Source organism: Luteococcus sp. H101, assembly GCF_038433155.1.
Taxonomy (GTDB): Bacteria; Actinomycetota; Actinomycetes; order Propionibacteriales; family Propionibacteriaceae; genus Luteococcus.
In genome coordinates, this window is sequence record NZ_JBCDMW010000010.1 from 53400 (window position 1) to 76573 (window position 23174).

Annotated in this window: 20 protein-coding genes; 10 read left to right on the top strand and 10 right to left on the bottom strand. The window is 69.2% G+C overall.

Features of this window, described 5'->3' with window-relative positions; translation table 11 throughout:
* Positions 1–265 precede the first annotated feature (265 nt).
* Together AAEX60_RS03345 and AAEX60_RS03350 are read left to right on the top strand one after the other, a co-directional pair.
* Entirely contained in the window at positions 266–685 is a 420-nt protein-coding gene (locus AAEX60_RS03345; RefSeq protein WP_342101219.1) for a DUF485 domain-containing protein, read from the top strand.
* Positions 685–2298: a solute symporter family protein gene (locus AAEX60_RS03350; protein ID WP_342101220.1), complete on the top strand. Its 1614-nt coding sequence runs from the start codon at positions 685–687 to the stop codon at positions 2296–2298. The genes AAEX60_RS03345 and AAEX60_RS03350 overlap by 1 nt, the downstream gene beginning before the upstream one ends.
* A 209-nt stretch (positions 2299–2507) precedes the next feature.
* On the opposite strand, the gene ligA is transcribed toward AAEX60_RS03350, so the two are convergent.
* A complete protein-coding gene (gene ligA, locus AAEX60_RS03355; protein ID WP_342101262.1) occupies positions 2508–4733 on the bottom strand; it encodes an NAD-dependent DNA ligase LigA in 2226 nt (741 codons plus the stop codon).
* 278 nt (positions 4734–5011) lie between these two features.
* Here ligA and AAEX60_RS03360 point away from each other — a divergent pair, with 278 nt between their 5' ends.
* Positions 5012–6430 carry an alanine/glycine:cation symporter family protein gene (locus tag AAEX60_RS03360; RefSeq protein WP_342101222.1) on the top strand — a complete coding sequence of 473 codons (1419 nt, stop codon included), beginning with the start codon at positions 5012–5014 and terminating at the stop codon, positions 6428–6430.
* Positions 6431–6506: 76 nt separating this feature from the next.
* On the opposite strand, the gene AAEX60_RS03365 is transcribed toward AAEX60_RS03360, so the two are convergent.
* Positions 6507–7130 (bottom strand): mycothiol-dependent nitroreductase Rv2466c family protein, encoded by a 624-nt coding sequence (locus tag AAEX60_RS03365; RefSeq protein WP_342101223.1) that lies wholly within the window; start codon positions 7128–7130, stop codon positions 6507–6509.
* Positions 7131–7232: 102 nt separating this feature from the next.
* Between AAEX60_RS03365 and pepN the strand changes: the two genes are divergently transcribed.
* The 4 genes from pepN to AAEX60_RS03385 all read left to right on the top strand — a co-directional run bounded on the left by pepN (position 7233) and on the right by AAEX60_RS03385 (position 12352).
* The gene (pepN, locus tag AAEX60_RS03370) at positions 7233–9821 is read left to right on the top strand and encodes an aminopeptidase N (protein ID WP_342101224.1); all 2589 of its coding nucleotides are present in this window, start codon (positions 7233–7235) and stop codon (positions 9819–9821) included.
* 197 nt (positions 9822–10018) lie between these two features.
* Positions 10019–10885: a DUF2599 domain-containing protein gene (locus tag AAEX60_RS03375; RefSeq protein ID WP_342101225.1), complete on the top strand. Its 867-nt coding sequence runs from the start codon at positions 10019–10021 to the stop codon at positions 10883–10885.
* A gap of 202 nt (positions 10886–11087) precedes the next feature.
* Positions 11088–11552, top strand: coding sequence for a YlcI/YnfO family protein (locus AAEX60_RS03380; RefSeq protein WP_342101227.1), 465 nt, complete (start codon positions 11088–11090; stop codon positions 11550–11552).
* 8 nt (positions 11553–11560) lie between these two features.
* A complete protein-coding gene (locus AAEX60_RS03385; protein WP_342101229.1) occupies positions 11561–12352 on the top strand; it encodes a DUF4097 family beta strand repeat-containing protein in 792 nt (263 codons plus the stop codon).
* Positions 12353–12621: 269 nt separating this feature from the next.
* Here AAEX60_RS03385 and AAEX60_RS03390 read toward each other — a convergent pair whose 3' ends face one another.
* The 8 genes from AAEX60_RS03390 to AAEX60_RS03420 form a co-directional block, all read right to left on the bottom strand.
* Positions 12622–13293, bottom strand: coding sequence for a sirohydrochlorin chelatase (locus AAEX60_RS03390; protein ID WP_342101231.1), 672 nt, complete (start codon positions 13291–13293; stop codon positions 12622–12624).
* Positions 13290–14285 carry a sulfite exporter TauE/SafE family protein gene (locus tag AAEX60_RS03395; protein WP_342101233.1) on the bottom strand — a complete coding sequence of 332 codons (996 nt, stop codon included), beginning with the start codon at positions 14283–14285 and terminating at the stop codon, positions 13290–13292. The genes AAEX60_RS03390 and AAEX60_RS03395 overlap by 4 nt, the downstream gene beginning before the upstream one ends.
* A 13-nt stretch (positions 14286–14298) precedes the next feature.
* Entirely contained in the window at positions 14299–15681 is a 1383-nt protein-coding gene (locus tag AAEX60_RS03400) for a sulfate adenylyltransferase subunit 1 (RefSeq protein ID WP_342101235.1), read from the bottom strand.
* 211 nt (positions 15682–15892) lie between these two features.
* On the bottom strand, positions 15893–16804 hold the full coding sequence (cysD, locus tag AAEX60_RS03405; protein ID WP_446721245.1) for a sulfate adenylyltransferase subunit CysD: 912 nt from the start codon (positions 16802–16804) through the stop codon (positions 15893–15895).
* Positions 16786–17676, bottom strand: coding sequence for a phosphoadenylyl-sulfate reductase (locus tag AAEX60_RS03410; protein WP_446721246.1), 891 nt, complete (start codon positions 17674–17676; stop codon positions 16786–16788). The genes cysD and AAEX60_RS03410 overlap by 19 nt, the downstream gene beginning before the upstream one ends.
* Entirely contained in the window at positions 17673–19364 is a 1692-nt protein-coding gene (locus AAEX60_RS03415) for a nitrite/sulfite reductase (protein ID WP_342101240.1), read from the bottom strand. Before AAEX60_RS03415 ends, AAEX60_RS03410 begins: the two co-directional genes overlap by 4 nt.
* 150 nt (positions 19365–19514) lie before the next feature.
* A complete protein-coding gene (locus tag AAEX60_RS16385) occupies positions 19515–19601 on the bottom strand; it encodes a putative leader peptide (RefSeq protein WP_446721247.1) in 87 nt (28 codons plus the stop codon).
* Between the two features lie 189 nt (positions 19602–19790).
* A complete protein-coding gene (locus AAEX60_RS03420; protein WP_342101242.1) occupies positions 19791–20108 on the bottom strand; it encodes a hypothetical protein in 318 nt (105 codons plus the stop codon).
* A gap of 147 nt (positions 20109–20255) precedes the next feature.
* Between AAEX60_RS03420 and pyrR the strand changes: the two genes are divergently transcribed.
* From pyrR to AAEX60_RS03435, 3 genes are read left to right on the top strand one after another with little or no spacing between them, the layout of a single operon-like run.
* The gene (gene pyrR / locus AAEX60_RS03425; protein ID WP_342101244.1) at positions 20256–20858 is read left to right on the top strand and encodes a bifunctional pyr operon transcriptional regulator/uracil phosphoribosyltransferase PyrR; all 603 of its coding nucleotides are present in this window, start codon (positions 20256–20258) and stop codon (positions 20856–20858) included.
* Positions 20855–21859 carry an aspartate carbamoyltransferase catalytic subunit gene (locus tag AAEX60_RS03430; RefSeq protein WP_342101247.1) on the top strand — a complete coding sequence of 335 codons (1005 nt, stop codon included), beginning with the start codon at positions 20855–20857 and terminating at the stop codon, positions 21857–21859. Before pyrR ends, AAEX60_RS03430 begins: the two co-directional genes overlap by 4 nt.
* A complete protein-coding gene (locus AAEX60_RS03435) occupies positions 21856–23145 on the top strand; it encodes a dihydroorotase (RefSeq protein WP_342101249.1) in 1290 nt (429 codons plus the stop codon). Before AAEX60_RS03430 ends, AAEX60_RS03435 begins: the two co-directional genes overlap by 4 nt.
* Positions 23146–23174: the final 29 nt, after the last annotated feature.

Here is a 23174-nt window from a genome sequence, read left to right on the forward strand (position 1 = left end):
GATCATCACGAGCAACATCTGCAGGGTGACCCGCGTGCCTCATTTTGAAAGGTTTCACGAAACCTCTTGTGCATGAGTTCACAATGTGTCACTCTCTTGTCAACCACCCGCCGGTGGCCGAACGAGCCGACAGCGCAGCCGGATCGTTGCCCCAGTACCGCGCCACCCCAACAAGACCCGGACCGGGTCACCTAGAGCCCCGACAACCGTCGAGGCCACTTGCCACACACCGAGGCCCGCCTCGGCGCCCCTGACAGGAGCCCGCGTGACGCACCAACACCACCACTCCACCTCCGATGAGGTGGAAGCACACCTTCCCGAGGACCACTGGCCCCTGCCTGAGCTCAGCCAGGTTGGCCCCGAGTCCACCGCCGACGGCATCGACTTCGTCGCCGCCAAGAACTCCGCCGAATACCAGGAACTGCGCAAGTCCTTCACCAGCTTCGCCTTCCCGATGGTGATCACCTTCGTCGGCCTCTACTTCGTCTTCGTCCTGATGGCCACCTACGCCCCGGGTCTGATGGGCAAGAAGGTCTTCGGCTACATCAACGTCGGCATCCTGTTCGGCCTGCTGAACTTCCTCACCACCTACCTGGTGACCTTCTTCTACGTCCGGCACGCCAACAACAACCTTGACCCTCGCGCCCGCACGCTGCGCGCCCGCCTGGAGCAGGAGGCCAACTGATGAACCCGCTGAATCTCACCCTGCTGGAGACCGTCGGCAACCCGATCATGAACATCGGCATCTTTGCCCTGTTCGTGATGGGAACCATGGCCGTGGTGATCAAGGTCACCCGGGACTCCGCCAAGAAGTCCACCGACTTCTACACCGGTGGCGCCGCCTTCTCCGGCCGCCAGAACGGCCTGGCCATCACCGGCGACTACCTGTCCGCTGCTGCATTCCTGGGCGTCACCGGCGCGATCGCCCTCAACGGCTTCGACGGCTTCCTGTACTCCGTCGGCTTCTTCGTGGCCTGGATCATCGCCCTGCTGCTGGTGGCCGAGCCGCTGCGCAACACCGGCAAGTACACAATGGCCGACGTGATGAGCTTCCGGATGAACCAGAAGCCCGTGCGCACCGCCGCGGCCGCTTCCACCCTGACCATCTCCTTCGTCTACCTGCTGGCGCAGATGGCTGGCGCCGGTGGCCTGGTGGCCCTGTTGCTGGGCATCTCCTCCAAGAACGGCCAGAGCCTGGTGATCGCGCTGGTGGGCGCCATCATGATCGTCTACGTCCTGGTCGGCGGCATGAAGGGCACCACCTGGGTGCAGATGATCAAGGCCGTGCTGCTGGTCTCCGGCGCCGCCATCATGTTCGTCTGGGTGATGGCCCTCAAGGGATTCAACCTGTCCACGCTGTTCGCCGACGCCGTCGCCACCCACCCCAAGGCCGACGCCATCATGGAGCCGATGCTGCAGTACGGCACCAATGGCTGGACCAAGCTGTCCTTCATCTCGCTGGCCATCGCGCTGGTGTGCGGCCCGTCGGGCCTGCCGCACGTGCTGATGCGCTTCTACACCGTGCCCACCGCCCAGGATGCCCGCAAGTCCGCGGTCTGGACCATCGGCATGGTTGGCGTCTTCTTCATCTTCACCCTGATCCTGGGCTATGGCGCCGCCGCTCTGGTGGGTGCCGAGGCCATCGCCAAGGCCCCTGGCAAGGCGAACTCCGCCGCACCCCTGTTGGCGCACCACCTGGGTGGGTCGGTCTTCATGGCGATCATCTCCGGCGTGGCCTTCGCCACCATCCTCGCGGTGGTCGCCGGCCTGACCATCACCGCGTCGGCGTCGTTTGCGCACGACATCTACAACAACGTGCTGCACGACGGCAAGGTGGATCCGGCCGACGAGGTCAAGGTGGCCCGGATCACCTCGGTCACCATCGGCATCCTGGCCGTGGTGGGCGGCATCTTCGCCAATGGCCAGAACATCGCCTTCCTGATCTCGCTGGCCTTCGGCGTGGCCGCCTCGGCCAATCTGCCGGCCATCCTGATGACCATGTACTGGAGCCGCTTCAACACCCGCGGCGCCGTGTGGAGCATCTACGCCGGCCTGGTCTCGGCAATCCTGATCATCCTGTTCTCTACCTCGATCTCCGGCAGCCCGACGGCCTTCTTCCCGAATGCCAACTTCGCCTTCCTGGAGCTCACAAACCCGACCATCGTGAGCCTCCCGCTGGCCTTCCTGGCCGGCATCGTCGGCAGCCTCACCTCGCCCGAGCCCGACAGCGACCTGCAGGCCGAGATGGAGGTCTGCTCCATGACCGGCATCGGCGCGGGTGGCGCGATCGCCCACTGATCCGGTCAGTCAGCGACGTCACTGAATCCCAGCACGACGAAGGTCCCCGTCCGGCAGCTGCCGGGCGGGGACCTTTCGTCTGGCCCGCTTGGGGCCTCGACAGACTCGGGCAACCGTGCTTGCGGACCACGGATCCGTGCCCCCACGAGGGGCGACTGGGACCAGCGCAACCACGGCGGCCAGCCTTCGACAAACCCAGGGACTGCAGTTCAGGCCAAGGCGTCGGGGCCGCCCTCGAGCAGCTTCACGAACTGTGCCTCGTCCAGGATGGGGCGCCCCAGTTCCTCGGCCTTGGCGGCCTTGGACCCGGCATTCTCCCCCACCACCACATAGTCGGTCTTCTTGCTGACGCTGCCTGAGGCCTTGCCTCCGCGGCTGATGATGGCCTCCTTGACACCGTCGCGGGTGAAGCCCTCCAGCCCGCCGGTGACGACGATGGTCAGCCCCTCCAGGGTGCGTTCGATGGATTCGTCGCGCTCGTCGGCCATCCGGACTCCGGCGGCGGCCCACCGCTCGACGATCTGGCGGTGCCAGTCCACGGTGAACCACTCCACCACGGCCTCGGCGATCACGATCCCGACGCCCTCCGTGTCGGCCAAATCCTCCACGCTGGCGGACCGAATGGCCTCCAGCGAACCGAAGCGGGTGGCCAACGCCCGCGCCGCTGTCGGCCCGACATGTCGGATGGACAGCGCCACCAGCACTCGCCACAGCGGCTGCTTCTTGGCCTTCTCCAACTCCTCCAACAGCTTCTCGGTGGTGGCCCGTGGCTTCGACGGAGTCTTGCTGGTGGCCTTGGTGAAGAAGTACAGCTGCTTCTCCGGGGGCAGCTCCACCGTCACCCCGTCCTTGCGCCGCTTCGGACGGCGCCATACCTTGGCCTCGGCCAGGTCTTCCAGCCGAAGGTCGAACAGGCCCGCCTCATTGGCGAGCACCGGTTGGTCGCGCTCGATGCCCTGTCCGTCCGCCTCCGCGGGCCGTCCGTACTCGGGATCCACCAGGGCCGTCGCTGCCTCGAAACCCAGTGCCTCGATGTCGAAGCCGGAGCGGGAGGCCAGCGCGAACAGCCGCTCCCGCAACTGACTCGGACAGGTCCTGGAATTGGGGCAGCGGATGTCCTTGTCCCCCTCCTTCTCCGGCCGCAGCTCGGTGCCGCAGGAGGGGCAGTGGGTGGGCATCACGAACTCGGTCTCGCTCCCGTCGCGCAGCTCGGTGACCGGCCCCAGGATCTCCGGGATCACGTCGCCCGCCTTGCGCAGCACGACGGTATCGCCAATCAGCACGCCCTTGCGCTTCACCTCGAAGCCGTTGTGCAGGGTGGCCATCGCGACGGTGGAACCGGCCACCTTGACCGGCTGCATCATCCCGAAGGGCGTGACCCGCCCGGTGCGGCCGACGTTGACCTGGATGTCCAGCAGCTTGGTGTTGACCTCCTCCGGCGGGTACTTGAAGGCGATTGCCCAGCGCGGTGCCCGGGAGGTGGTGCCCAGCTGCCGCTGCCGGGCAATCTGGTCCACCTTGATCACGATGCCGTCGATCTCATGGCTCACGTCGTGCCGGTGTTCCCCGTAGTAGGCTACGAATTCCTGCACCTCGGCCGGGGTGGCCAGCACCCGGTGGTAGGGCGAGGTGGGCAGCCCCCAGGCCTTGAGCCGTTCATAGGCCTCGCTCTGCCGGGTGATGTCGAATCCGGTACGGGCACCGATTCCGTGCACCAGCATGTCCAGCGGCCGGCTGGCGGTGACCGACGGGTCCTTCTGCCGCAGGGAGCCGGCCGCGGCATTGCGGGGGTTGGCGAAGGGCGGCTTGCCCTGTTCCACCAAGGACGCGTTCAGGTCGGCGAAGGCGGCCACGGGGAAGAAGACCTCGCCACGGACTTCCAGCAGCTCGGGAATGTCCTCACCGGTCAGTTGCTGCGGGATGCTGGCGATGGTGCGGACATTGCCGGTGACGTCCTCCCCCACCCGGCCGTCGCCCCGGGTGGCGGCCCGCACCAGCCGCCCTCGCTCGTAGGTGAGGTTGATGGCCAGGCCGTCGATCTTCAGCTCACACAGGTACTGGCTGCCGGCCTCCCCGACGGCCTTCTGGGTCCGGGCCAGCCACTCGGACAACTCCTCGACGGAGAAGACATTGTCCAGGCTGAGCATCCGCTCGGCGTGGGTGACCGGCGCGAAGTCGGTCAGCCGCTGCGCCGCGCCCACCTTCTGGGTGGGCGAATCGGGGCTGCGCAGCTCCGGGAAGCTGTCTTCCAGCTGCTGCAGCTGGCCCATCAGTTGGTCGTACTCCGCATCGGAGATGGTGGGCGCGTCGGCGCCGTAGTAGGCCTCCTGGGCCTCGGTGATCCGCTCGGCAAGCTCGGTCCAGCGGCGCCGTTCGTCGGTGCCGGCCTCGGGCGCGGCCTGGACGGCGGCGACGGCGTCTTCGAGCTGCTGCACGGCGACACTGCCCTGGTCCAGGGCATCATCCGCGGTGTCGGCGGTGGCGTCGGTTTGAGCGGCGGGAGTCTTCTGGGTCACGGCGTCCATCCTGCACCAGCCCACTGACAGTTTTGCGTCCAGACGGGGTCGGCAGGCGCGTCGGGGCTGAGGCTGACATGAACTCTGCGCCAAATCACCCCGTTGACCCTTGATTTGTGACAAATTTCACGATTTGCTGTCGCGAACGCTCGTTCGACTCGAGTCCACACACAGGTCAACACACAGGAGTGCGCACCGTGGAAGAATTTCTGACAACCCTCGACGGGATCATCTGGGGCAAGTTCATGCTGATCCCGCTGCTGCTGGGCACCGGCATCTGGCTCACCATCCGGCTGGGTGGCGTGCAGTTCCTCAAGCTGGGGCCCGCCCTCTCCCTGGCGCTTTTCCGGCGCAGCGACGCCGATCATGAGGAGGGCGACGTCTCCCACTACCAGGCCCTGGCGACGGCCCTGGCCGCCACCGTCGGTGTGGGCAACATCGCCGGCGTCGGCACCGCGATCCACCTGGGTGGCCCCGGTGCCCTGTTCTGGATGTGGCTCTCGGCGATCTTCGGCATGGCCGCAAAGTACTCGGAGGCCTTCATGGGCGTCCGCTTCCGCACGCTGGACGCCAATGGTGAGGTCTCGGGCGGCCCGCAGTACTACCTGCAGCGCGCCATCCCGGGCGGGCTCGGCAAGTTCCTGGCCCTCTTCTTCGCCATCGCCGCGGTGATTGCCTCCTTCGGGATCGGCAACATGACCCAGTCCAACTCGGTGGCCGCCGCCATGCACGACACCTTCGGGATCAGCCCGACGATCGTCGGCGCGGTGCTGGTGGTGCTGACCGCGCTGGTGCTCCTGGGCGGCATCAAGTCCATCTCCCGGGTGACCTCCGCCTTCGTCCCGCTGATGATCATCTTCTACGTGGTGGCCGGCTTCGTCGTGCTGGCCATCAACTACCAGGGCATCATTCCGGCGCTGCAGCTGGTCTTCACCGACGCCTTCACCGGCACCGCCGCGGCGGGCGGCTTCGCGGGCGCGGCCCTGGCCCAGGCCATCCAGTTCGGCATTGCCCGCGGCGTCTTCTCCAACGAGTCCGGCATGGGCTCGGCGGCCATCGTCGCGGCCGCCGCCAAGACCAAGCACCCGGTGCGCCAGGGCCTGGTCTCCATGACCCAGACCTTCATCGACACCATCATCGTGGTCTCCATGACCGGCCTGGTGATCCTCACCACCGGCGTGTGGCAGTCCGGCAAGACCGGCGCCGCGCTCACCGCGCAGGGCTTCAGCACCGGCCTGCCCGGCACGGCCGGCGGCGTGATCGTCGCGCTGGCGCTGATCTTCTTCGCCTATTCCACCGTGCTGGGTTGGGCCTACTACGGCGAACGCAATGTGGAGCGGCTGGTGGGCGTCAAGGGCGTGCTGCCCTACCGGCTGGTCTTCAGCGCCATCGTCTTCGTCGGGGCCACCATGGAGCTCTCGACCGTGTGGACCTTCTCCGACATCGCCAACGGCCTGATGGCGCTGCCCAACCTGGTGGGCCTGTTGATCTGCTCCGGCCTGATCGCCCGGGAGACCAAGACCTACCTCAAGGTGGACCCGACGCTGCACCACGAGCCGGAGGTCTCCACCCTGGACGGCATCGAGGCCCTGGAGGGTCTGCCCACCCGCCGCTGACCCGGCACCGAACGGAACTGACCGCAGCTGGCACCGACTACGGTCCGGCTGCGGTCAGTAGACCCGTCCAAGAATGTCAGTCGAAGATCGGGCCCACGGTGCGGGTGCGCTTCAGCTCGAAGAAGCCGTCGTACTCGGTCACCAGGCTGAACCCATCAAAGAGCCGGCCCGCCTCTTCACCCTTGGGCGCCGGGCTGATCACCGGCCCGAACAACGCCTTGCCGTTCAGGTGGATCACCGGGGTACCCACCTCGTCGCCCACCGGATCCATCCCATCGTGGTGGCTCTTGCGCAGAGCGACGTCAACCTCGTCGGGCGCATCACCGGGCTGCCAGGCCGCCGCCCGGTCGGCAATCGACTCGTCCAGGTCCAGCTCGGCCAGCGCCGCCCGCACCGTATCGGCGGTCTTGGGCTCCTTGCCCAGGTGGTAGCGGGTGCCCAGGGCAGTGTAGAAGCTCCGCAGGACGTCGAAGCCGTGCTGCTGCTCCACCAGGATGGCGGCGCGCACCCCCACCCAGCCCTCGCGCATGTGTTCCTGGTAGTCCTCGGGCAGGTCACGGCCATCGTTCAGCACCGACAGGCTCATCACGTGGAAGGTCGTGTGCACGTCGCGCACCTTCTCCACCTCCAGCATCCAGCGGGAGGCCATCCAGGCCCACGGGCACAACGGGTCAAACCAGAAGTCAACGGGAGTGGTCATGCCCCCAGCCTATGCAACCAATTCCCGAGCAACCCGGTATAGGCTCGAATGGTGATTCAGCCCCGCTGGTCATCTCCACGCCATGAAAGGTCCATGTCCCGCATGACTACCGCAAACATCACTCGTGAGAGCGCCCAGCAGCGCTCCCGGATTGTCACCGCCGAGGCCTACCTGGTCACCGTCGACCTGTCCGGCCTGGGCCTGGACGGAGAACCGCTGGCCGAGCCCACCGAGACCTTCCTGTCGACCTCGGAGATCACCTTCACCAGCCAGGGCGGCGAATCCCACGTCGACCTGATTGCCGACGAGGTGTTGGACGCCTGGCTGGACGAGACCCAGGTGGACGTCACCCGCTTCGCCGACGGCACCTTGCCCTTCAGCAGTGAGCCCGGCGAGCACCGGCTGGTGGTCACCGCCCTGTGCCGTTACTCGCACACCGGCGAGGGCCTGCACCGCTTCGTCGACCCGGCCGACGGCAAGGTCTACCTCTACACCCAGTTCGAGACCGCCGATGCCCGCCGGATGTACGCCACCTTCGAGCAGCCCGACCAGAAGGCCACCTTCCAGCTGAACGTGATTGCGCCCAGGCACTGGCAGGTGGTCAGCAATGCCCAGGCCGTCGAACCCGTCGAGGGCGCCAATGGCAACGGCATCTGGGAGTTCGAGCCGACACTGAAGGTGGCCACCTACATCACCGCCCTGATCGCGGGCGAGTACCACCGCGTCGAACACACCCTGAAGACCAAACTGGGCGAGATCCCCGCCTCGGTGATGTGCCGCCAGTCCATGGCCGAATTCCTGGACGACGAGCGGATCATGCACACCACCCAGCGCGGCTTCGACGTCTTCGAGGCCAGCTTCGGCCACCCCTACCCCTTCGGTAGCTATGACCAGATCTTCGTGCCGGAGTTCAATGCCGGGGCCATGGAGAATGCCGGCTGCGTCACCTTCCGCGACGAGTACCTCTTCCGCTCCCGCGTCGGGCAGGAGATGTACGAGTCCCGGGACAACACCATCCTGCACGAGCTGGCGCACATGTGGTTCGGGGACCTGGTCACCATGACCTGGTGGGATGACCTGTGGCTGAACGAGAGCTTCGCGGAATGGGCCAGCCACTTCTGCCTGGCCAAGATCCACGAGGCCGACGGCGGGACCGACCCCTGGGTGGGCTTCTGCAATGGCCGCAAGTCCTGGGCCTACCGGCAGGACCAGCTGCCCACCACCCACCCGATTGCCGCGGACATGGTGGACCTGGAGGCCGTCGAGCAAAACTTCGACGGGATCACCTATGCCAAGGGCGCCTCCGTGCTGAAGCAGCTGGTGGCCTTCGTCGGGGAGGACGCCTTCCTGGCCGGGGTGCAGGCCTACTTCGCCGAGCACGCCTTCGGCAACACGCAGCTCTCCGACCTGCTGGGGGCACTGGAGAAGAGCTCCGGCCGGGACCTGTCCAACTTCTCCGCCCAGTGGCTGGAGACCACGGGCCCGAATGTGCTGCGCGCCGACTTCGACCTGGATGACCAGGGCAGGTTCACCCGCTTCGACGTCGTGCAGACCGCCAACCCGGAACACCCGACGCTGCGCACCCACCGGATGGGGATCGGCGTCTTCACCCTGACCGACGGGGTGCTGCGCCGCAGCCATGAGCTGGAGGTGGACATCGACGGGGAACGCACCCCGATCCCCGCCCTGGTGGGGGTGCACCGCGGTGACCTGGTGCTGCTCAATGACCGGGACCTGACCTACGCCAAGGTGCGGCTGGACGAGCAGTCGCTGGCCACCCTGGTGCAGCACGTGCACCAGATGGAGGACCCGCTGGCGCGGGCCGTCTGTTGGGCGGCCGCCTGGGACATGTGCCGCGACGCAGAGATGCCCGCCGCGGACTACATCTCGCTGGTGCTGCAGGGGATCGCGCAGGAGACCGACCCGGCCGCGCTGGCCTTCCTGCGCAACCAGGCGGTCCTGGCCGGCACCTCCTACACCCCGGATGACCAGCGGGCCGCTGGCCGGGCGCGTCTCACCGCCGGCTTCGCCGGCCTGTTGAAGCAGTCCGAGCCGGGCAGCGACCACCAGTTGGGCTTTGCCAACGGGATCATCTCCGCGGTGGATTCGGCCGCCGGCGCTGAGCTGCTCAAGGCCTGGCTGGCAGGCGATGAGGTGCCCGACGGCCTGCAGATCGACGCCGACATGCGCTGGCGGATCACCCGGGCGCTGGCCCGGATGGGTGCCGTCGGCACCGCCGAGATCGACGCCGAGGCGCAGCGGGACAAGACCATCTCCGGCGCCGAGTGGGCGGCCGCCTGCCGCGCGAGCCTGCCCACCACAGAGGCCAAGGCGGAGGCCTGGCGGCTGGCCTGCGAGGACCCGGAGGTGCCCAATGGCACCCAGGAGCAGGTCTGCCGCGCGTTCTGGAGCGACACCCAGGGTGAGCTGCTGCAGCCCTACGCCGACAAGTACCTGGAGCTGTGCCGTGCGATCAGCGGCGCCGAGGGCATCTGGAAGACCCGCGGTCACGCCGCCAGCCAGAATGCCCTGGTGCTGCTCTTCCCCACCGTCCCGGTGGCCGGCGAGGCCTTCCTGGGCCGGGTGGAGGAGCTGTTGGCCACCGACCTTTCGGCCGGGGTACGACGGGTGCTGCTTGAGCAGTCCGACGCGGCCCGACGGGCGCTGCGCTGCCAGGCCGCCAGCGCCTGAGGCCGGGAGACCTGCCGATGACCCGGGGGCGACGCGCCGGGCTGGGCCACGCGATGGCCCAGTCGGGCGCACGCCCCCGGGTCACGTACGCCGGGTCCATGGCCCGGCTCGCAGCGGCTGGGCCCCCGGCCCGGCGCGCGTCCCGGCCCCCGGCCCGGCGCGCGTCCCGGCCCCTGGCCCGGCTCGCGGCTTGGTTGGTGCCGATCACCCTGGGGTTGGCTGGCTGTGGAGGCTCGTTCCCTGCGGCCGGGCCCGGCGGTGGTTCCCCGACGGAGACCCCACCCAGCGTCGTGGCCACCGGCGCTACTTCTTCCGGAACCGCTTCTTCCAGCACTCCGGAGGCCAGCCCCAGCCCCTCGGATTCGCCCAGCGATCCGGGGCTGGGTGATGAGGCCAGCTACACGCCCAGCGTGGACTACGACTACCAGCCGCTGCCCCCGATCGTGCTGCGCGGCCCCCAGGGCGACATCGCAGTACGCACCGACGGGACCCTGGCCGGCACGGACCTGCCGGAGGGCAACACCCGACTCACGCTGACCGGCACCAGGATCACGCTCGGCCTGCGCAAGACCGACGTCGTGGAGGAACTGCCGGGCGGGGCCGTTGCCGCGCGAACGGCATCGGGCCAGCTGCTGCTAGCCGCCACTGCCCCGACGGTGACCGTCCCGGGCAAGCCGCCGGTGCCGGGCTGGTGGCAGGTCACCGGCCATCGCATGGTCGCGGTGTCAGCCGATGAGAAGCCCTTGCCAAAGCCGACCCGAGTGGTCTCCACCGTCGGGACCGTGTTGATCTCGTCGGTGACGACACAGACCTGGCAGGGCCAACCACGCTGGCTGATTGCCCCCACGGATCTGGGCCGGACCGTTCCACTGTCCATCCTGACCGACGAGGGCTGGGCGCAGGCCCGCACCCGGGGTGACATCCCCGATACCGCGTCGCTCAAGAACCAGTTCATCTGCCACCCAGCCAGCGGAATCGCCCGCACCAAGGACAGCTGGAACATCGAGGCCGCCCGCGACGCCACAAACCTGACCGCCACCATGGCGGCCGGCTGCAATCCCTGAGCGCTGCCCTCACCCAGACGAGGCGGCCTCGCCCACCACCCCGCAAATGTTGCGCACCAACCCGCCGAATCGAGCGGACACGCCGCATGCACGCCTGGTGGTGACCACCGCGCTCCCATGGTGCGCAACTCTCGCAGGGGGACCCATTCATGACATCATTATGATGTTGCGGTGGTGTCGGCGTGGTGTCATAGTGGTGTGCATGGAGCTGAACAGCTATCTGGACGCCGTGCGGCAGGACCTTGACCGGGCCACCGCACTGGCCGACGAGACCACCAGGACGGTGGCCGAGAAATTGGTCACCGCCGCCGAGCCCAGCCTGCGGCTGGCCATGATCCAGGCCCTCACCCAGGCCGCCGACGAAATCTCCGCCGGGTTGGAGGACGCAGTGGTCCAGGTGCGGTTGGAGGGCCGGGATCCCGTGATCGACGTCCTGCGTCAGGCCCCGCCGGCCACCCCGGTTGAACCGGCGGAGGCCGAGGAGACGGAGCAGGGCACCGCCCGGATCACCCTGCGCCTGCCCGAGAACGTGAAGACCAGGGCCGATGCCGCCGCCCAGCGCGACGGCCTCTCGCTCAACAGCTGGATCACCCAGGCCTGCCGCCAGGCCTTGGCGCCCCAGCCCACCCAGAAGAAGTCCACGCGCCGCGTCACCGGCTGGGCCTAGGAGAAGCCATGAACAGTGACCAGACCACCCGCACCTTCACCTTCGACGTCGCCCAGCTGGCGGGGCTGACCGTCATCGCCCCCGAGGCTGACCTGGAGATCGACCATAACGCCGACCCCGGCCAGGTCCGGATCGAGGTGACGGCCAGCGAACCCAGCTATCTGGACGAAGCCCTGAAGGCCGAGGAGAAGGACGGCCGGATCGAGCTGGTGATCCCTCCGGTGCTCACCACTGGCAAGGGGGCCGGCTTCGCCCTGCAGATCGGTCGCACCTCGGTGCGCTTCGGCCACACCGCCGGGGTCAGCGCCAGTGTCAGCATCCCGCCGGGCACCGCCCTGGACCTGGACGGCAAGACCGGCGACGTCACCATCAACGGGGAGGGTGGCCGGCTTCGTGCCCGCACCACGTCGGGCGACCTGACGCTCGAGAGCTGCTCCGGTGGCGAGATCACAGCCGGCTCCGGCGTGGTGAGTCTGGACGAGGCCCCGGGCGAGACCCGGATCAAGACCGGTTCCGGCGAGATCCGGGTGGAGACGGCCAGCGGCGATCTGGAGCTGGCCAGCGGTTCCGGCGACGTCGAGCTGGGCTGTCTGGGGTCCGGCCGGGTCACCGCCCGTACCGGCAGCGGTGACATCACGATCGGCGCCAAGCGCGGCATCCCGGTCTGGCAGGACGCCAGCACCGGCACCGGGGACCTGGACGTCCAGCTGAGCCCGCGCGGAGAACCCACCGAGGGCCAACCCCACCTGGAGATCCGGGCCAGCTCCGGCTCCGGGGACGTGACGCTGACCGACGCGTGACCCACCGGGAGCCGCCGCAGCGGTTTCCCGAGGCTGCCCCGAGGCCCGCGGGGGTCTCGCCTGCCCCCCAAGGCGGGCCAGTCCGGCCGCTGCAGTGGTTTGGTCAATGGTCCAGTTATCCCGGTCGAGCGAATGCCGATGTCCGGTGCCACCATGGCGCTGGACCCCCCGTCAGCGCTCTATCGGGATAACTGGTCCCCCGTCCAACCCGGGACATCGGGCAGCCGGTTTCCCGGATCCTCCCGCCGAAGGCTGGCGCAGTGTCTGGCTCAGGCAGCGGCCCGCTCCGGAATCGTCGTCACCAGCCGGGCCACCAGGGCCGAGATCACGGCCGGGTGGGCGCCCAGCGGTGCGCTGACGGCATCCGCCCCGGCATCACCCAGCCGATCGTGGAAGAAGCCGGGGGCCAACAGGTAGCTGGCCACCCCCACTCGCTCGCCTCGGTCCCGGGCCGCGGCCACCCGGGGTGGCAGTTCGCGTGGGGTGGCCAGCTCCACCCGGACCCCGGCAGCGGCCCAGCGCCGCGCCAGCCCCTCGGCCAGCCGTCGGGCCTGCTGCCGGCTGCGGGCATGGGTGGAGCCCGCCCAGCCGATCACCGTCGTCGGCCACGGCCCGCCGGCCTCCTCCACCCGGCCGACCAGGGCATCGACCACCAGCTGTTCGCCCAGCTCCGCCCCCAGGTGTGGTGTCACCGTGACGTCACGGGCTCGCGACGCCGCCTCGGGAATGTCGACCCGGACGTGGTGCCCGGCGCCCAGGAAGGCCGGGATGATCACGTCGCCGTCCCGGACCAGATCCGCCACGTAGGGGGCGCAGACATCCACCCAGCCCAGCCGCACCGGCTGGTCCAGTCGCGCTGCCAGGGCGACGCGGATCTCCTCGACACAAGCCCGGCCCGCCGCGGAGCGGGTTCCGTGGGCCGCCAGCAACAGGCCGCTCATCGGGGACCCTCCGAAGTCGCCGCCGCCAAGGACCCCTCGACAGGCTCGGGGTTCGTGGAAGAAGCAGGCTCGGGGATCGTGGGACGCGATCGAGCCCCGGCGGCCGAGCCCGTCGAGGCCCCAACCCCGGCGGCGTCGCGTCGATACCGTCGGATCCCGACGGCCACCGCCGCCAACCAGACCAGCAGCAACGCCACGGTGATCGGGTGCCGGGCGGGTTCCGGCACGGAGAAGCTGCGGAAGACCTGGCCCAGGTTGGTGACCACGATCGCGCCGCCCACCAGGCCGCCCATGATCTGCGCCGGAATCCTGCTGACCAGCCAAGCCGCCAGCGGCGCCGCCACCAGGCCACCGGCCAACAGCACCAGCACATAGCTGAGCCGCACCCCGGCGCTGCCCAGACTGAGCACAAAGCCCGCCGAGGCGGCCAACGAGACCAGGAATTCCGAGGTGTCGACGGACCCGATCACGGTCCGCGGGTGGGTCCGGCCCGCGCTGACCAGCGCGGTGGTGGAGATCGGGCCCCAGCCGCCGCCACCCGTCGCGTCCACGAAGCCGCCCACCAGCCCCAGCGGTGCCAGGAAGCGGGAACCGTGCGGGGAGACCCGGGCCTCGGAGACCCGGGTCCGACGCAGGGTGAACCGGGCCAGGATGAACAGCCCCAGACCAACCAGCAGCGCCGCCATCACGGGGCGCGCCGCCTCGGTGGACAAGTGGGAGAGCACTGTCGCACCGCAGAAGGCGCCCACGGCCCCGGGGAGCCCGAGGCGCAGCACCAGCCACCAGTCCACATTGCGCAGCTTCACGTGCGCCGCGCCGGAGGCGACATTGGTGCCCAGCTCGGCCAGGTGGACCGACGCGCTGGCCACCGCCGGGGAGAGCCCGCCGGCCAGCAGCACCGAGCTGGAGGTGATGCCATAGCCCATCCCCAGCGAACCGTCGATCAACTGCGCGACCAGCCCGGCCAGGGCCAGGATGACAAGCTGCTTCATGGTTCAGTCCTTCCTAGATGGACCAGTTGAAGGCCGACGGCGGGTGCACGATCCCGGGGGTGTTCGGGTCGTCCACCATCCCGGCGGCCAGGGTGAGGCCCTGCTGCGCGTCCACCAGCAGGAATGCGCCGCCGGGGCGGGAGGTCTGGTAGCTCTCGGCCATCACCGGGCCGGCCAGCTTCAACCGCACCCGGCCGATGTCGTTCAGCTCCAGGTGCTCGACGGGCTCGGGGGTCATGGAGTCCAGGTCCAACCGCCCCTCCAGGTCCCGCACGATCGCCTGCACCGTGCGGGTGCCGTGCTTGAGCAGCACCCGCTGCCCCACCCGCAGCGGGGTGTCGGCCAGCCAGGCCACCATCGCGTCGATCTCCTGCACCGGGGTGGGAGCGTCCTCGGCGGCGGCGATCAGTTCGCCGCGGGTGATGTCGATCTCGTCGGCCAGCCGCAGGCTCACCGACTCCCCCACCGTCGCCTGGTCCAGGGAACCCGTGGCGGTGTCTATCCCCACCACGCAGGTGCGACGTCCGCTGGGCAGCACCACCACCTGGTCCCCGACGCGCACCGTTCCTTGGGCCACCTGACCGGCATAACCGCGGTATTCGACGTACTCCGGGCTGATCGCGGCCTGCTGCGGGCGCAGCACGTACTGCACCGGGAAGCGCAGCGGCTGCTGCTCCCGCCCCGCCTCCGGCTCGATGGTGACCAGCAGGTCCAGCAGGCTGGGGCCGTCGTACCAGGGCGTGCGCTGGCTGCGGTCCACCACATTGTCGCCGTCCAGGGCGCTGACCGGGATGGTGGTCAGCGCCGCCACCCCCAGCTCCTGGGCGACGGCGACGATGTCGGTGGCCACCTGGGTGTAGCGGTCCTGGCTGAAGTCCACCAGGTCCAGCTTGTTCACCGCGACGACGACGTGCGGCACCCGCAGCAGGGCCGCAACGGCCAGATGCCGTCGGGTCTGCTCCAGCACGCCGCGACGCACGTCCACCAGCAACACCAGCACGTCGGCCGTGGAGGCGCCGGTGACGGTGTTGCGGGTGTACTGCACGTGTCCGGGGCAGTCGGCCAGGATGAAGGTGCGCTCGGCGGTGGCGAAGTAGCGGTAGGCGACGTCGATGGTGATCCCCTGCTCCCGCTCGGCGCGCAGGCCGTCGGTGAGCAGCGCCAGGTCCGCGCCGGTCAGGCCGCGCTCCTGGCTGACCCGCTCGACGGCATCCAGCTGGTCGGCGAGGATGGACTTTGAGTCATAGAGCAGCCGGCCCACCAGGGTGGACTTGCCGTCGTCGACGGAGCCGGCCGTGGCCAGCCGGAGCAGCGAGCCCTGGGCCTTGGCCAGCGGTCCCCGATCTTGCCGAGGGGCCTCGACAGGCTCGGCCGCCGTGATTGCGTGTGTTGTCATGGATCTTCTCCTGGGTGCTGGTTCTTGGGGGGTGAGGACCATTTCCGATCCCGAGCGCAGGCCGAAGCCTGCCGAGGCCGGTGCGCGCGAGGGCGCGGGGGTTGGAGGGGGTCGTCCCGCATTCCGATCCCGAGCGCAGGCCGAAGCCTGCGGAGGCCGGTGCGCGCGAGGGCGCGGGGGTTCGAGGGGGGTCGTCCCGCTCCCTGATGACTCAGAAATAGCCTTCCTTCTTGCGGTCTTCCATGGCGGCTTCGGAGATCCGGTCGTCGGCGCGGGTGGCGCCGCGTTCGGTGAGCGTGGTGGCGGCAACCTCCACCAATACGTCGGCCACGGTGGTGGCGTCGGACTCGACGGCGCCGGTGCAGGACATGTCCCCGACGGTGCGGTAGCGGACCTGCTTGGTGACCACCTCTTCCCCGTCGCGCGGCTGGGAGACGGGGCCGACGGCCAGCCACATCCCGTCGCGCCGGAAGACCTGGCGCTGGTGGGCGTAGTACAGCTCGGGCAGTTCGATCCGCTCCCGCTCGATGTAGCGCCAGACGTCCAGCTCGGTCCAGTTGCTCAGCGGGAAGACCCGGACATGTTCGCCGGGGCGGTGCCGGGCGTTGTAGAGGTTCCACAGCTCGGGGCGTTGGTTGCGCGGGTCCCACTGGCCGAACTCGTCGCGCAGGCTGACGATCCGCTCCTTGGCCCGGGCCTTCTCCTCGTCGCGACGCCCACCGCCGTAGACGGCGTTGAACCGGTTCTCGGTGATGCCGTCCAGCAGCGGCATGGTCTGCAGCGGGTTGCGGGTGCCGTCGGGACGCTCGGTCAGCCGGCCGTCGTCCAGGTAGTCCTGCACGTGCTTGACCACCAGCCGCAGCCCGAGCCGCTCGACGGTCCGGTCCCGGAAATCGATCACCTCGCCGAAGTTGTGGCCGGTGTCCACGTGCATCACGGGGAAGGGAATCGGGCCGGGCCAGAATGCCTTGCTGGCCAGGTGCAGCATCACGACGGAGTCCTTGCCGCCGCTGAACAGCAGCACCGGCCGCTCCAGCTCGGCCGCGGTCTCGCGGAAGATGTGGATCGCCTCGGATTCCAGGGCGTCCAGATGGGTTGAGGTGTTCACAGGTGGATCCCGCATTCTGTCTTGGCCAGACCGGCCCAACGGCCGGCCCGGGGGTCTTCTCCGGGGTTGACGCGACGGGTGCACGGGGCGCAGCCGATCGACGGGTAGCCGTCGGCCAGCAGCGGGTTGACCGGCACCCCGTGGGTGGTGGCAAAGTCCAGGACGTCGTCGAAGCTCCACGCCGCAATCGGGTTGAGCTTGACCAGCTGGTGGGTCTGGTCCCACTCCACCAGTTGGGCGTTGGCGCGCAGCGCATTGTCCTCCCGTCGGATGCCGGTCACCCAGGCCTGGTAGCCGCGCAGCGCCCGGGCCAGCGGCTCCACCTTGCGCAGGCCGCAGCACTGGGCCGGGTCCCGGTCATGCAGCTTCGGGCCGTACTGGGCGTCCTGCTCCGCGACGGTCAACCGGGGCAGCACCTGTACCACGTTGACCGGCCAGGTCCGGGCCAGCTCGTCCCGGGTGGCCAGGGTCTCCGGGAAGTGGTAGCCGGTCTCCAGGAAGAGCACGTCGACCCCGGGGATGGTCTGGCTGACCAGCGCCGGGAGGATGGTGTCGGCGGCCATGGAGCAGGCGACGGCCAGCTCCCGGCCGAAGGTCTGCCCGGCCCAGGCCAACAGCTCCTGGGCGGTGGAGTCGACGAAGCGCTCCTGCCCCTCGGCGACCAGGGCCTTCAGCTCGGCGGTGGAGCGGCGTTCGATGGTGGGTAGGGCACCCTCGACAGGCTCGGGGACCGTCGACTGGGATCCCTCAACAGGCTCGGGGCCCGTGGTGGCGTCGCGCGGCTCGGCATCCGGAGGCAGGGGCCCTGCCCCCGCGGCCGAGCCGGTCGAGGCCTCCTCCGAGAGGTCAATCTGCACCCCGGTCAGGACGTGGGTGAACAGGCTCATCGCAGGGCCTCCTCGTCGGCCCGGTGGGCCCATTCGGCAAAGGTCTCGTCGCCCTCGTGCCCGGCCAGGTAGCTGCGGGTGACTCGTTCCACATAGTCCGGCAGGTCATCGGCAGTGATCTTGAGCCCGCGCACGGTGCGGCCCAGGCCGGCCTCGTCGCGGGTCTCGCTGGCCAGGCCACCCCCCAGGTGCACCTGGAAGGCGAACTCGTCGCCGGCCAGCTGGCCCTTCAGGCCGATGTCGGCGATCTGGATCCGGGCGCAGGAATTGGGGCAGCCGTTGATGTTGAGGCTGATCGGCCGGGGCAGGTCGACGTCGTCCAGCCGCTGCTCCAGGTCCGTGATGGTGCGCGCCGCCAGCCCCTTGGTCTCGACGAAGGCCAACTTGCAGTACTCGATCCCGGTGCAGGCCATGGTGGCGCGACGGAAGGGCGACGGTTTGGCGGTCAGGCCCAGCGCCTCCATCCCGGCCACCAGCTGGTCCACCTTGTCCGGGTCGACGTCCAGCACCAGCAGCTTCTGGTGCGGGGTGAAGCTGATCCGGCCGGAGCCGGCGGCCTCGGCCAGGTCCGCCACCCCATTCAGGATGGTGCCGGACAACCGGCCGACGGTGGGGGCGAAGCCGACGTACTTGCGGCCGTCCTTCTGGTCCCCGATGCCGACGTGGTCGGCGTCGCCGACGGCCTTGGCCGGCGCCGGGCCGTCGGGCAGCGCGCGGCCCAGGTACTCGTCCTCCAGCACCTGCCGGAACTTCTCGGGGCCCCATTCGGCCAGCAGGAATTTCAGCCGGGCCTTGGTGCGCAGCTTGCGGTAGCCGTAGTCCCGGAAGATGCCGGTCACGCCGGCCCAGACGTCCACGGCGTCGGCCTCGCTGACAAAGGCGCCCAGCCGTTCGGCCAGCCGCGGGGTTGTGGACAGCGCGCCACCCACCCACAGGTCGTAGCCCGGACCCAGTTCCGGGTGCACGACGCCCACCAGGGAGATGTCGTTGATCTCGTGCACCACGTCCAGGCTGGGATGGCCGGTGACGGCGGTCTTGAACTTGCGCGGCAGGTTGGCAAAGGACTCGTCGCCGATCCAGCGCTGCGTGATCGCCTTGATGGTGGGGGTCGGGTCGATGATCTCGTCGGCCGCGATCCCGGCGACGGGGCTGGCCAGGAAGCCGCGCGGTGTGTCGCCGCAGGCCTCGGTGGTGGACAGCCCGACGGATTCCAGCCGACGCCAGATCTCCGGCACGTCCTCGATGGCGATCCAGTGGTACTGGACGTTCTGCCGGTCGGAGATGTCGGCGGTGTCCCGGGCGAAGTCGACTCCGATGCTGCCCAGCACCCGAACCTGGTCCAGGCTGAGCTGCTGGCCGTCGATCCGGACCCGCATCATGAAGTAGTCGTCGGACAGCTGCCCGGCATCCAGCTTGCTGGTGCTGCGGGCGTCGATCCCGGGCTTGCGCTGGGTGTAGATGCCCAGCCAGCGGAAGCGGCCGTGCAGGTCATCCTCGGGAACCGAACGGATGCCCTGCTTGGAGTAGACGTCGATGATCCGCTGCCGCACGGCCAACGGATTCTCCTCAGCCTTGAACTCCTCGTTGTGGTTGAGCGGGGTGCGGCCGTCGACGGCCCACTGCCCCTTGGACTGGCCCTCGCGGGGCGGGCGGACGCGGCTGGGGGCCGCCGGGGATGGCTGGTTCACGGATTCTCACCTCTGTGTGGGTGGCACGCAACACACAGGTGGATTTGGCCGGAATGGGGGCTGCGGATGCAGTGCGGCCAGATGATGCCCGGGCGTCACGCGCCCGGACGGAGTGTCCCCTCAGAAACGGGGACGGTGGTCAGACGCGGCTCAAGCCATCTGACACATGCAGCCATTGAGGCGCAGCAGGTCCACGTGACGCCGGGTCACGAGGAAGAGGGCTGTCGCGGTCTGCATGTCACTGAGTGAAGCACACCGGATGGCGAATTCCCAAGCCAGTCTCAGGGTCTGGGATGCAGCAGGAGCTGGAATGCGCCGGGATCACCAGCCGGCCAAGGATCCGCTGAGAACAGATGCAGGACGGGGGCCCGACGCAATAGTTGCGTCGGACCCCCGTCCTGCTTCTGTTTCTGGGCGGCCCTGCGGTCAGTGGTCGGTGCGGGCGGCGCGGGAACCCAGCTGGGCGGCCTGGGTCAGGTCATCGTCCCCCGCCTCGACGGCGGGCTGGGCCCGGCCCGGGGCAACCGCGGTGCGCGGCTGGGCGTCGATCATACCGGCGGCCTCGTTGCTGGCCCGCAGCTCCTGCTTGCGATGCGTCCCCAGGAACAGCCCGGTGACCACCAGGCCGATCAGCAGCGGCACGCCCAGCGTGAGCAGGAACATGTGCATGGTTGAGACGGGGGTGTACTCGGGCCACCCCGGGAAGGTGGACTCCAGAAGGTTCAGGGTGGTGAGCGCATTCATGGCGCTGATCCTAGCCGAGCACCTGGTGAAATGGGCCGCTTTGCGGGTGGCGTCCCACGGCGCGTTCCCGGTTGGTAGATTGCTGCTTCGAGGACCCGCCCCCACCACCGGTTGGACGGGACTTCGAGCACCTCAGGAGACCTGCTTGTGACCCTCAATCCCGAGTCACCCAGCCCCCGGGCCACCGACCACGATGCCGGACCGGTCCGCGTCATTCTCCAGGCCGACGAGATCCAACGTGCCCTGACCCGGATGTCCCACCAGGTGACCGAACTGGCCAAGGGCGCCCAGAACCTGCTGGTGCTGGGCATCCCTACCCGGGGCGTCCCGCTGTCGCGTCGACTGGCCACCGAGATCGGCCGGATCGAGGGCGGCCAGGTGCCCGTCGGGGACCTGGACATCACGCTCTACCGCGATGACCTGCGGCGCAATCCCACCCGCACGGCGGGCCGCAGTCTGATCCCCTGCCCGGTGGAGGGCCGCACCGTGCTGTTGGTGGACGACGTGCTGAACTCCGGCCGCACCGTGCTGGCGGCGCTGGATGCGCTCAAGGACATCGGCCGCCCGGACCGGGTGATGCTGGCCACCCTGGTGGACCGTGGCGGCCGGGAACTGCCGCTGCAGGCCGACGTCGTCGGCTTGCAGATCGGCACCGCCAAGGACGAACGGGTGGCCGTCCACCTCGTCGAGCACGACGGCCAGGATCTGGTCACCATCCAACGCATCCCCGCAGCGAAGGGCACCCGATGAAGCACCTGCTGGCCGCCAGCGACCTCGACCGTCCCACGGCTCTGAGCATTCTGGACCTTGCCGAACAGATGCACGACATCCAGGGCCGGGAGGTGAAGAAGATCCCCGCACTGCGGGGCCGCACCATCATCAACCTCTTCTTCGAGGACTCCACCCGCACCCGCACCTCCTTCGAGATTGCCGGGAAGTGGATGAGTGCGGACACCATCAATGTCTCCGCCAAGGGCTCCAGCGTCAGCAAGGGCGAGTCCATGAAGGACACGCTGCTCACCCTGGACTCGATGGGCGTGGACTGCTTCGTGATCCGCCATGCCGGCTCCGGCACCGTGCAGCAGGCCGCGGGCTGGGTACGCGCCAGCATCGTCAATGCCGGCGACGGGGCGCACGAGCACCCCACCCAGGCGCTGCTGGACAGCTATTCCATCCGGCAGCACCTCCGCAAGCTCGACGGCGAGCCGGTCAATGACTTCGAGGGCCGCACCGTGGTGATCACCGGTGACCTGCTGCACTCCCGGGTGGTGCGCAGCAATGTCAGCCTGCTGACGACGATGGGGGCGACGGTGCTGTTGTGCGCTCCCCCGACGCTGATGCCCACGGGCGCGGCCACCTGGCCGGTGGAGATCGTCGACAACTTCGACGAGGCACTGTCCCGCGCGGACATCGCGATGATGCTGCGGGTGCAGCGGGAGCGGATGAGCTCCGGCTTCTTCCCCACCGAGCGGGAGTACATCGACGGTTGGGGACTGACCGCCACCCGGCTGCGGGCGCTCAAGCCCGGCGTCGGGATCATGCACCCCGGACCGATGAACCGCGGGTTGGAGATCTCCAGCGAGGCTGCCGACAGCATCGACTCGTTGGTGCTCAACCAGGTCTCGGCCGGCGTCGCCGTCCGGATGAGCGTGCTCTACCACCTGCTGGGCGGCTCCCAGACCGACTCCCCCGCCGACTCCGCCGGCTCGGCCAACCCCGCCCCCGGCAGCAACCAGGAAGGCCAGGCATGAACCAGCCCGCCCACACCCAGCAGAACTACGTGATTGCGGGCGCCCGGCTCGCCGACGGCACCACCACGGACCTGTTCGTCCGCGACGGCGTACTGGTTGACGAGGCCCCATCGGGTGCCGAACGGGTCGACGCCGACGGGCTGCTGGCCCTGCCTGGTCTGGTGGACATCCACACCCACCTGCGCGAGCCCGGCCGGGAGGATGCCGAGACCGTCGCCACCGGCACCGCCGCCGCGGCCCGGGGCGGGTACACCGCCGTCTTCGCCATGGCCAACACCCAGCCCGTCACCGACGACGCGCAGAAGGCCGAATGGATAAAGCTGCTGGGCGAGCGCGACGGCAACTGCTTCGTCCAGCCGATCGGCGCGGTCACCAAGAACCTGGCCGGCAAGGAACTGTCCGAGATGGGGCTGATGGCAAAGTCGTCAGCCCAGGTGCGGGTCTTCTCCGACGACGGCATGTGCGTCCAGGACCCGCTGCTGATGCGTCGCGCCCTGGAGTGGGTGCGGCCCTTCAGCGGCGTGATCGCCCAGCACTCCCAGGACACCTCGCTGGCTGGCCCGGGCGCCTGCTGCCATGAGAGCGAGATCAGCGGCCGGCTCGGGCTGGGCGGCTGGCCGGCCCAGGCCGAGAGCGTGATCATCGCCCGCGACGTCCAGCTGGCCGAGCTGACCCGTTCCCGGCTGCACGTCTGCCACATCTCCACCGCGGAGGGCGTCGACGTGGTGCGTTGGGCCAAGAAGCGCGGCATCAATGTCACCGCCGAGGCCACGCCGCACCACCTGATGCTGGGTACTCGGGAGGTGGAGGGCTATGACACCACCTTCAAGGTCAACCCCCCGCTGCGCACCGACGAACACATCGAGGCGGTCCGGGAGGCGCTGGCCGACGGCACCATCGACGTGGTGGGCACCGACCACGCCCCGCACGCCGCCCAGGACAAGGACCATGCCTTCGTCGACGCCCGGCCCGGGATGCTCGGTCTGGAGCAGGCGCTGGCGGTGGTGATGGAGACCATGGTCAACACCGGCCGGATGGACTGGGCCAGCGTCGTGCAGCGGATGAGCACCAAGCCGGCCGAGATCGGCAACCTGGCCGGCCGGCAGGGTGTCGCGCTGGCGCCCGGCGCGCCGGCCAACCTGGTGCTGGTGGACCCGTCGGCCCGGGCGACGGTGGACCGGGAGCGGTCACTGTCCCGCAGCCGCAACAACCCGTACCACGGCCGGGATCTCCCGGACCCGGTGGTGGCCACCTTCTGGCTGGGGCGTCGCACCTACCAGCGCTGAGCCTTTCCTGAGCCCCCCACTCCCCTGAC

Bases quoted from the DNA above. Each gene is read 5' to 3' on its own strand.
- AAEX60_RS16385 (WP_446721247.1), bottom strand. From the start codon at position 19,601: ATGCAGACCGCGACAGCCCTCTTCCTCGTGACCCGGCGTCACGTGGAC.
- AAEX60_RS03435 (WP_342101249.1), top strand. From the start codon at position 21,856: ATGAACCAGCCCGCCCACACCCAGCAGAACTACGTGATTGCGGGCGCC.
- AAEX60_RS03420 (WP_342101242.1), bottom strand. From the start codon at position 20,108: ATGAATGCGCTCACCACCCTGAACCTTCTGGAGTCCACCTTCCCGGGG.
- pepN (WP_342101224.1), top strand. From the start codon at position 7,233: ATGACTACCGCAAACATCACTCGTGAGAGCGCCCAGCAGCGCTCCCGG.
- AAEX60_RS03430 (WP_342101247.1), top strand. From the start codon at position 20,855: ATGAAGCACCTGCTGGCCGCCAGCGACCTCGACCGTCCCACGGCTCTG.
- AAEX60_RS03390 (WP_342101231.1), bottom strand. From the start codon at position 13,293: ATGAGCGGCCTGTTGCTGGCGGCCCACGGAACCCGCTCCGCGGCGGGC.
- AAEX60_RS03395 (WP_342101233.1), bottom strand. From the start codon at position 14,285: ATGAAGCAGCTTGTCATCCTGGCCCTGGCCGGGCTGGTCGCGCAGTTG.
- AAEX60_RS03400 (WP_342101235.1), bottom strand. From the start codon at position 15,681: ATGACAACACACGCAATCACGGCGGCCGAGCCTGTCGAGGCCCCTCGG.
- AAEX60_RS03380 (WP_342101227.1), top strand. From the start codon at position 11,088: ATGGAGCTGAACAGCTATCTGGACGCCGTGCGGCAGGACCTTGACCGG.
- AAEX60_RS03410 (WP_446721246.1), bottom strand. From the start codon at position 17,676: ATGAGCCTGTTCACCCACGTCCTGACCGGGGTGCAGATTGACCTCTCG.
- cysD (WP_446721245.1), bottom strand. From the start codon at position 16,804: ATGCGGGATCCACCTGTGAACACCTCAACCCATCTGGACGCCCTGGAA.
- AAEX60_RS03365 (WP_342101223.1), bottom strand. From the start codon at position 7,130: ATGACCACTCCCGTTGACTTCTGGTTTGACCCGTTGTGCCCGTGGGCC.
- AAEX60_RS03350 (WP_342101220.1), top strand. From the start codon at position 685: ATGAACCCGCTGAATCTCACCCTGCTGGAGACCGTCGGCAACCCGATC.
- AAEX60_RS03385 (WP_342101229.1), top strand. From the start codon at position 11,561: ATGAACAGTGACCAGACCACCCGCACCTTCACCTTCGACGTCGCCCAG.